This is a genomic window from Nonomuraea sp. NPDC049784 (assembly GCF_040659615.1).
In the GTDB taxonomy this organism is placed as follows: Bacteria; Actinomycetota; Actinomycetes; order Streptosporangiales; family Streptosporangiaceae; genus Nonomuraea.
Map to the genome: position 1 here is coordinate 1 of NZ_JBFAMX010000492.1, position 7,846 is coordinate 7,846.

The 7,846-nt window shown below is 71.0% G+C and carries 8 protein-coding genes; 7 read left to right on the top strand and 1 reads right to left on the bottom strand.

Going from position 1 to position 7,846, the window contains the following annotated elements; translation table 11 throughout:
• The 7 genes from AB0J09_RS49140 to AB0J09_RS49170 form a co-directional block, all read left to right on the top strand.
• Nucleotides 1–959 (top strand): ATP-grasp domain-containing protein (locus AB0J09_RS49140; protein ID WP_360707738.1); only part of this gene is annotated, 959 nt, incomplete at its 5' end.
• Nucleotides 956–1,630 carry a hypothetical protein gene (locus AB0J09_RS49145; protein ID WP_360707741.1) on the top strand — a complete coding sequence of 225 codons (675 nt, stop codon included), beginning with the start codon at nt 956–958 and terminating at the stop codon, nt 1,628–1,630. The genes AB0J09_RS49140 and AB0J09_RS49145, both read left to right, overlap by 4 nt.
• A gap of 2 nt (nt 1,631–1,632) precedes the next feature.
• Nucleotides 1,633–2,904: a hypothetical protein gene (locus AB0J09_RS49150; protein ID WP_360707744.1), complete on the top strand. Its 1,272-nt coding sequence runs from the start codon at nt 1,633–1,635 to the stop codon at nt 2,902–2,904.
• Nucleotides 2,901–4,124, top strand: a complete 1,224-nt coding sequence (locus AB0J09_RS49155) for a hypothetical protein (protein WP_360707746.1) — start codon at nt 2,901–2,903, stop codon at nt 4,122–4,124. Before AB0J09_RS49150 ends, AB0J09_RS49155 begins: the two co-directional genes overlap by 4 nt.
• A 2-nt stretch (nt 4,125–4,126) precedes the next feature.
• Entirely contained in the window at nt 4,127–5,611 is a 1,485-nt protein-coding gene (locus AB0J09_RS49160; RefSeq protein ID WP_360707748.1) for a cation:proton antiporter, read from the top strand.
• Complete coding sequence (locus AB0J09_RS49165; protein WP_360707750.1) at nt 5,608–6,618, top strand: NAD-dependent epimerase/dehydratase family protein; 1,011 nt, start codon at nt 5,608–5,610, stop codon at nt 6,616–6,618. The genes AB0J09_RS49160 and AB0J09_RS49165 overlap by 4 nt, the downstream gene beginning before the upstream one ends.
• Nucleotides 6,619–6,673: 55 nt before the next feature.
• Nucleotides 6,674–6,895, top strand: a complete 222-nt coding sequence (locus tag AB0J09_RS49170) for a hypothetical protein (protein WP_360707753.1) — start codon at nt 6,674–6,676, stop codon at nt 6,893–6,895.
• A gap of 45 nt (nt 6,896–6,940) precedes the next feature.
• Here AB0J09_RS49170 and AB0J09_RS49175 read toward each other — a convergent pair.
• The coding region (locus tag AB0J09_RS49175) for an NlpC/P60 family protein (protein ID WP_360707756.1) at nt 6,941–7,846 on the bottom strand (906 nt) is incomplete at its 5' end.

Consider the following 7,846-nt stretch of genomic DNA (forward strand, 5'->3'; position numbering starts at 1 on the left):
GCCGGATCTACCGCACCCCGCACCAGACCGCGCCCGACGCCCTGCGGTGCACGGTGGACAAGGGCTTCTTCCGGCAGGTCATCGACCGGCTGGGGCTGCCCGCGTACCGCTACGCGCAGGACGACGACATCGAGAAGCTGACGAGGGCGGCGGCGGACCTCGGCTACCCGCTGATCGTCAAGCCGGCCGACTCGTCGGGCAGCAAGGGCATCACCGTGCTCGACGGTCCGGCCGAGCTGCCGGGCGCGATCGAGTACGCCCGCAAGCACTCCTTCTCCCGCCAGGTGATCCTGGAGGAGCTGATCGCGGGCAGCCACGGCGCGGTGGAGTCGTTCTTCGCCGACGGGCGGCTGGCGTTCATGGCCGTCACCGACCGCGTCATCACCGGCCCGCCGGCGATGATCAGCCTGGCCCACGTGGTGCCCGCCGACCTCGGCCCGTCCGTGTACGCGCGGCTGAGCGAGGCGATCACCGCCATCTGCGCCGAGGTCGGGCACCGGCACGGCCCGGTCAACTTCGACTTCGTGCTCACGCCCGGCGGCGACCTGTACTTCATCGAGATGGGCGCCAGGCTGGGCGGCAACGGCATGCCACTGATGGTCCGGCACGCCTTCGGGCTGAACACGGTCGAGGCGGCCATCCGGCTGGCCCTGGGCGAGCCGCTGACCATCGACGTCACCCACCGGCGCACCGCCGTGCTCCGCATCCTGGCCGCCGAGACCGACGGCGTGCTCACCGCCATCGAAGGGCTCGCCGAGCTCAGGCGGATGCCGGAGGTGGTGGACGTGCAGGTGTTCAAAACGCCCGGCGACCATGTGCGCGCCTACACGCAGGCCGGGCACAAGCTCGGCTACCTGGTCCTGGTCGCCGACACGCGGGAGTTGCTGGAAGACGCGCTGGACCGGGCCCTGCGCACTCTTCGATTCGAGATCGAGCCCGATGTGAAAGGTTCCCCATGATCCCCCGTAAGCCGCTCGGCTTCCTGATTTTCGCGGCGCTCGCGGCCCTCGCCGCGGCGTTCGTCTGGTTCGGCCTGCCGCACGACCGGGAGGTGAAGTCGCTGGGCATCTTCCTGGTGAAGCTGCTGCCGTTCATCTTCGCCACCGAGGCCGTGGCCAGGCTGGACGTGGAGTGGGCCAAGCGGATCAGGCTCGCGCTATGGACGGTGCCACCCGCGTTCCTGGTGTACTTCCTCTACTTCGTGCCGAAGATCTTCTTCTTCGGCGGGGTGGAGGTCGGCAGCCGTGAGGCGTTCTACGGCCTGTACTACCACGTGCTCACGGTGACGCCGTTGATCATCATGGCCATGGTGCTGGCCTTCCGGCTGGGCGGCGGCTCGGCGGCGCTGGTGCGCAGGCTCTCCTACGGCATGCTGCTGCTGATGCTGTCGGGCCTGGAGGACTTCGCCTTCCTCACGGTCAACGACCACACCGACCCGGCCTACGCCACCATCCCCGACGTGTGGGACTGGGCCTCGCACATGACCGTGTTCCTCGGGCACCCGCCCACCAAGTACGAGGCGTACGCGTTCATCCTGGTCCACGTGGTGCTGGCGCTGGCGGTGTTCTTCAGCCCGCAGCGCTGGTGGGACTCGCTCAAGCTGCGGTTCGTCCGGACCGAGAGCGCGTAGCGGTGCTCTTACGCGAGGCGGCGTACGTGCCGCTCACCATCGCGCGGCAGTACGGCGGCGTGGCGGGGCTGCGCCGCCGCCAGCTGCGCGGGCTCAACCGGGTGCTGGAGCTGGCCCGCACCCGGGTGCCCTACTACCGCGACGACCCGCGCTACGCACGGGGGCCGCTGCGCAGCCTGGCCGAGCTGGCCGAGCTGCCGGTGCTGGACAAGCAGGTGCTGCGCGAGCAGCCGCTGGAGCGCATGCTCGCCGACGGCGTGGACCAGGAGCGGTGCCTGTCGTTCCAGACCAGCGGCAGCACCGGGCGGCGGGTCAGGATCCTGCACGACCAGGACAGCCACGACTACCACATGGCCGCGTGCGTGCGCAGGTTCCTGGCCACCGGCCGCTACCTGCCCACCGACCGGCTCAGCCACATCCGGCCGTTCGCGCCGCCCGCCCGCATGTTCGAGCGGTTCGGGCTGTTCAGGCGGCACGTGATCCTCTCGCATCGGCCCATGTCGGAGATCAAGGCGGAGCTGCTGGCCAACCGCCCCAAGGCGCTGATCGGCTACCCCGTGCACCTGCGGGCCCTGCTGCGGGCGCTGACCCCGGACGAGCTGGCGCGGCTACGGCGGACGCTGCGGATCGTGATGACCGAGTCCGAGCTGCTGCTGCCCGAGCACCGCGCCATGTTCGCCACGCAGTTCGCGGCGCCGGTCTTCGACGAGTACTCGGCCTTCGAGGTGCTCAACGTGACCTACGACTGCCGCCACGGCCGCGCCCACCTGGGCGAGGACCGCGTCTACTGCGAGATCGTGGACGAGCGGGGCGACCCGGTGCCGGACGGCGAGCCCGGCCGGGTGGTGGTCACCTCGTTCCTGGAGCAGGCGATGCCGCTGCTGCGCTACAGCCTGGGCGACATCGGGCTCATCGAGCCGGGCCGCTGCCCCTGCGGCCGCCGCTTCCGCACCCTGCGCCTGACCACGGGACGCAGCAACGACTACGTCACGCTGCCGTCGGGGGAGCGGCTCTACCCGGACGCGTTCCTGCACCTGGCCGCCACCCACCCCGGCGTCAGCGAGTGCTTCGTCCACCAGGAGGCCGACGGGCTGGTACGCGTCCACGTCGTGCCGAGCGGCGAGGAAGCAGGCGAGCAGGTGTTCGCGACCGTGCGCGAGAAGCTGTACGGCCTGGCCGGAGGGGAGTTCCCGCTGGAGGTGGTGCGGGCGGAGTCCGTGCTCATCACGCCGGGCGGTAAGGGCCGGTTCGTCACCTCCGACTATTCCGCATGAAACGCCCTGCACCGGCCACCGTGAGGCGGCTGGCGGCGCTGGTCGGCGGCCGGGCGGCGTTCCGCGGGACGCTGCTGCTGGCCAACCTGGCGCTGCTGGCGGCCTGGGGTTCGGCGGGCTACGCGGGATACGCGCAGGCGATGGGCGGCGCCGCCGTCCTGGCCCTGATCGCCTCTACCGGGATCGAGAAGTGCGCGCTCAAGCTGATCCCCCGGCTGCGGTACACCGTCCCCGCGCTGGTCGGCGTCTTCGTGGCGCTCGCCGGCCTGCTGCTCGTGGTGTCGCTCGCCGTCCTGGGCGGCATGCTGGCGCTCGGCCACAACGGGCCGTGGCCGCTGGCGGCGCTCGCCGGCCTGAGCCAGATCGGCGTGGGACTCAACCAGGTGCTCGTCGGCCTCACCAGGGCTATCGGCAAGCCGGCGCGCGACGTGGCCAACCATCTCGTGCTCTCGGCGGCGCTGGCCTGCTGGACCGCGGCGGCGCTGACGCTGGAGATCACGCCGGCGACCTTCCTGTCACTGTACGTCGGCACGCTGGCCGTGCTCGACCTGGCGTTGCTGGCCGGGCTGCGGCCCGACTTCCGCGGGCTGCGCCGCCGCACACTCAAGAGGGCCGCAGTCGGGACGTCGCTGCGGATGGCCGTGCCCGACCTGGCCGGCGGGATGTCGATCAGCCTGATGTTCCTGGCCCTGTCCGTGGCCGGCGCGCAGGCCGAGAGCACCGGGCTCTACATGGCGGGCACCGCCTCCTCGACCCTGCTCAACGCCTTCTCCTATCTGCTGCGCATCCTGCAGCCCGACGTGTCCAGGGCGCTGTACCAGCGGGACCTCACCGCGGCCTACAAGCGGCTGTCGCGCTGGCTGCGCGTGCTGATGCTCACCGGCACGCCGTACGTGCTGGGCGTGCTGGCGCTGGCGCTGACCGTGCTGCGGCCGTACGGGGACGTGGGGGTCGTGATCCTCTACATCGCGTGCGTCCCGGTCATCTTCGCCGTCGGCAGCGCCAACTACCTGATGGAGAACGCCACCCGCCAGGCGCTGCACGCGACCGCGGTCGGGGCGGCCCTGTCGCTGGCCGTGATCGGCGCGCTGGCCTTCGTCGTCGTGCCGTGGGCGGGGGCGCTCGGCGCGGTGGTCCTGATCGCGTTCGGCGAGCTCATCCACGCGGGGGCGATGCTCCGCTGGCTGCGACCGCGGTCTCGTCAACTCATGGGGGTGTGAACATGGCGGTTGAGAGGCCGCTTGAGGAAACCGAGCAGCGGCTGCTGCCCGCGCCGGCCCGGGGGCTGGTCCTGGCGCTCGTGCTGACAGGGGCGGCCGTGGCGCTGGTCATGGTGGCCTTCGGCGGCGGCGCGGGCGGCTCGGGGCAGCCGGTCGCGCGGGCGGTCGCGGAGGAGGTGTCGCGGGCGGAGTTCGCGCTGCGGCTGTTCGTCGCGGTGGGGGTGATCGGCGGGCTGGCCTCGCTCGGCGGGGTGCTGGCCCGCAGGCTCGGCCAGCCGACCGTGGTGGGGCAGATGGTGGCCGGGTTGCTGCTCGGGCCGTCGGCTCTGGGCGCGCTGGCACCCGGTGCGATGAGCCTGATCATGCCGGACTGGATCGCGCCGAACCTGAACCTCATCGCCCAGGCCGCATTGGCGATCTTCATGTTCACCGTGGGCATGGAGTTCGACCCGCAGGTGCTCGGCCGCCAGCGGAGCGTGATCGGGGCGGCCAGCCTGGCGATGATGGCGGTGCCGTTCGCGCTGGGCGCCGTCGCGGCGATCCCGTTCTCCGCCACGATGGCCGGGCCGAAGGCGGGGATGACCGAATACGTGCTGTTCGTCGGCACCGCGCTCAGCGTCACCGCCTTCCCGGTGCTCGCCAGGATCGTGCAGGAGTCTGGGTTGTCCGGCACCAGGCTGGGCTCGCTGGCCATGGTCTGCGCGGGGGTGGCGGACGTGCTCGCCTGGTGCGCGCTGGCCGTGGTGCTGGCGATCACACAGGCGCGCAGCCCCGCCGGGGTGCTGACCGCGGTCGCGCTGACGGCCGGACTGGTGCTGCTGGTCCTGCTCGTCGTACGCCCCGCGCTGCGCGCCCTGGCCGCCCGCCACGCCGGGGCCACGCTGCCCACTCCCGCAGGCCTGGCTCTCGTGCTCGGGCTGATCTTCGCGCTGGCCGCGGCCACGGACGCCATCGGCGTACACGCGATCTTCGGGGCCTTCCTGGCCGGGATCGTGCTGCCGCGCGACTCGGCCATGCTCGGCACCGTGCCGGAACGGCTCGGGACGCTCAACCGGGCCATGCTCCTGCCGGTGTTCTTCGCCTCGATCGGGCTGCAGACCAACGTCCGGCTGGCCCTCGACCATCCGGCCGTGCTGGTCGGCGGGGCGGTGCTGCTCGCGGTCGCCGTGCTCGGCAAGCTCGGCACCGCCTCCGTGGTCGCGCTGGCCGGGGGCATGCCCAGACGGCTCTCGCTCGGCCTCGGCGTGCTCATGAACGCCCGCGGGGTCACCGAGATCGTCGTGCTCAGCACCGGGCTGAGCGTCGGCGTCATCAGCGACGGCGCCTTCGCCATGCTCGTGGTGATGGCCCTGGTCACCACCGTGATGACGGTGCCCGCGCTCCGCCTGCTCAAGCTGTTCAACCCCGCCGGGGCCGCATCCGGGCCCACACCGCACCACACCGCCACCAGCGGAGTCACCACCAGTGGAAAGGAACGACTGTCATGACCTCCACCTCACTCGTCACCGGGGGCGCCGGCTTCATCGGCTCCCACGTCGCGGCCGACCTGCTCCGAGCCGGCCACCGCGTCGTGGTGCTCGACGACCTGTCGGGCGGGGACGCGGCCAACGTGCCCGACGGCGCCCACTTCCACGAGGGCAGCGTGTGCGATCCGGAGACCGTGGACGGGCTGTTCAGGACCTGGAAGTTCGACTACGTCTTCCACCTGGCCGCGTACGCCGCCGAAGGGCTCAGCCACTTCATCAAGCGCTACAACTACACCAACAACGTGATCGGCAGCGTGAACCTGATCAACGCGTCCGTCAACGCCGGGACCGTGCGCTGCTTCGTCTTCACCTCCTCCATCGCCGTCTACGGCCACGCGAGTCCTCCCATGAGCGAGGACCTGACGCCGGCCCCGGTGGACCCGTACGGCATCGCCAAGTACGCGGTCGAGCAGGAGCTGAAGGTCAGCCACGAGATGTTCGGCCTGCCGTACGTCATCTTCCGGCCGCACAACGTCTACGGCGAGCGGCAGAACATCGGCGACCGCTACCGCAACGTCATCGGGATCTTCATGAACCAGATCCTGCGCGGCGAGGAGTGCACCATCTTCGGCGACGGCGAGCAGACCCGCGCCTTCAGCCACATCGACGACGTGGCGCTGCCGATCGCCCGCTCGATCGGCAATCCGCGCGCCTACGGCGAGATCTTCAACATCGGCGGCGACACCCCCTACACCGTCAACGAGCTGGCCGGGGCCGTCGCTGAAGCGATGGACGCACCGCTGCGGGTGCGGCACCTGGAGGCCAGGCACGAGGTGGTCCACGCCTTTTCCGCGCACGACAAAGCCAGGGAGATCCTGGGGGTGGGCGCGGAATCCGTACCGCTGGCCGAGGGGCTGGCGCAAATGGCCGCTTGGGCGAAGAAGCACGGGCCGCAGGAGCCGTCGGTGTTCTCGGGAATCGAGGTCAGCCGCAATATGCCTCCTTCGTGGCAGGCCCTTGTCAGGTGACCTCCGGCGTATTCCATGGGTAAGGGGAATCCATTCCGGATGCGAAAGGGCGACGATGATTGAGACGTTGTTCGATCAGGACTATTTGCGAGACCCGCATCCGGTCTATGCGCGACTCCGAGCAGAACGGCCCGTTTTCCGCACCGCCACTCCGCAGGGCGTACAGGTATGGGTGGTGAGCCGTCTCGCCTGGCGCCCGGGCCTGCTCATGCACGGCCTGACCAGCCTCCCGGTGCGGAGCGTGCCCGTCGAGGAGGAAGGCGGCCGGGGCAGGTGACGACGGGGAGTCCGGCGGCGGCGCCCCAGCCGCCTCGCCGGTGCGTCAGGGGCGGACCGCGCCGGCGAGGCGGTTGCGCCAGTAGTCGTCGAGGTCGACGACTTTGATGACGTCTCCGGTCTGTGGCGCGTGGACCATCTTGCCGTCGCCGGCGTACATGCCCATGTGCCCCAGCCCCTTGCTGAACAGCAGGTCCCCGGGCTCCAGCTGGTCGAGCGGGACGCGGCGGCCGGCTCCCCAGCTCCATTGCAGCCAGGTCGTGCGGGGCAGCTGGACACCTGCCGTGCGCCAGGCGGCCTGGATCAGGCCGGAGCAGTCGTACGAGCCCGGTCCGGTGCCGCCGTACCGGTACGGCTTGCCCACCTGGGCGAAGGCGAACCGGAGCGCTAAGCGGGCGTTGCCGGAGGCCGGGCCGGTGTACGGGATGCCCGGGCTGTTGGTGTCGCCGGTCTTGAACGTGCCCAGCCTGCGCAGGAGCCTGGTCTGCTCGTCGATCAGCTTCTCGACCTCGGCCTTGTCGTCCCGCACCCTGTCGCGCGCGGTCTCAGCCTCGGCCAGGACGGTTTTCGCCTCGTCACGCCGATCGCGCAGCTCCTTGGTGGCCGCCTCATAGGCGCGCACCTTCGCCGCCCTGAGCTGGGCCATCTGCTGGAGTGAGGCCATGCCGCCCAGGATCGCCTCGGGGTCGCCCTGGCCGGGGAACTGCTCCCACCCGGTGAACAGGCCGACCTGGTAGCCGCCGACCGCCACCCGGACGAGGTCCTGGCGCACGGTGTCCGCCCGGACGTCCTTGCGGCCGAGCTCGGCGTCGAGGGCGTCGTACTTCTTCCTGGCGTTCTTGTACGTCTCGGTGGCCTGGTTGTAGCGCTCGACCACCTGGTCGGCCTGCTCGTTCAGCTTCACCAGCTTGGCCCTGGCCTTGGCGGGCGACGGCGCGGCCACGGCGGCGCC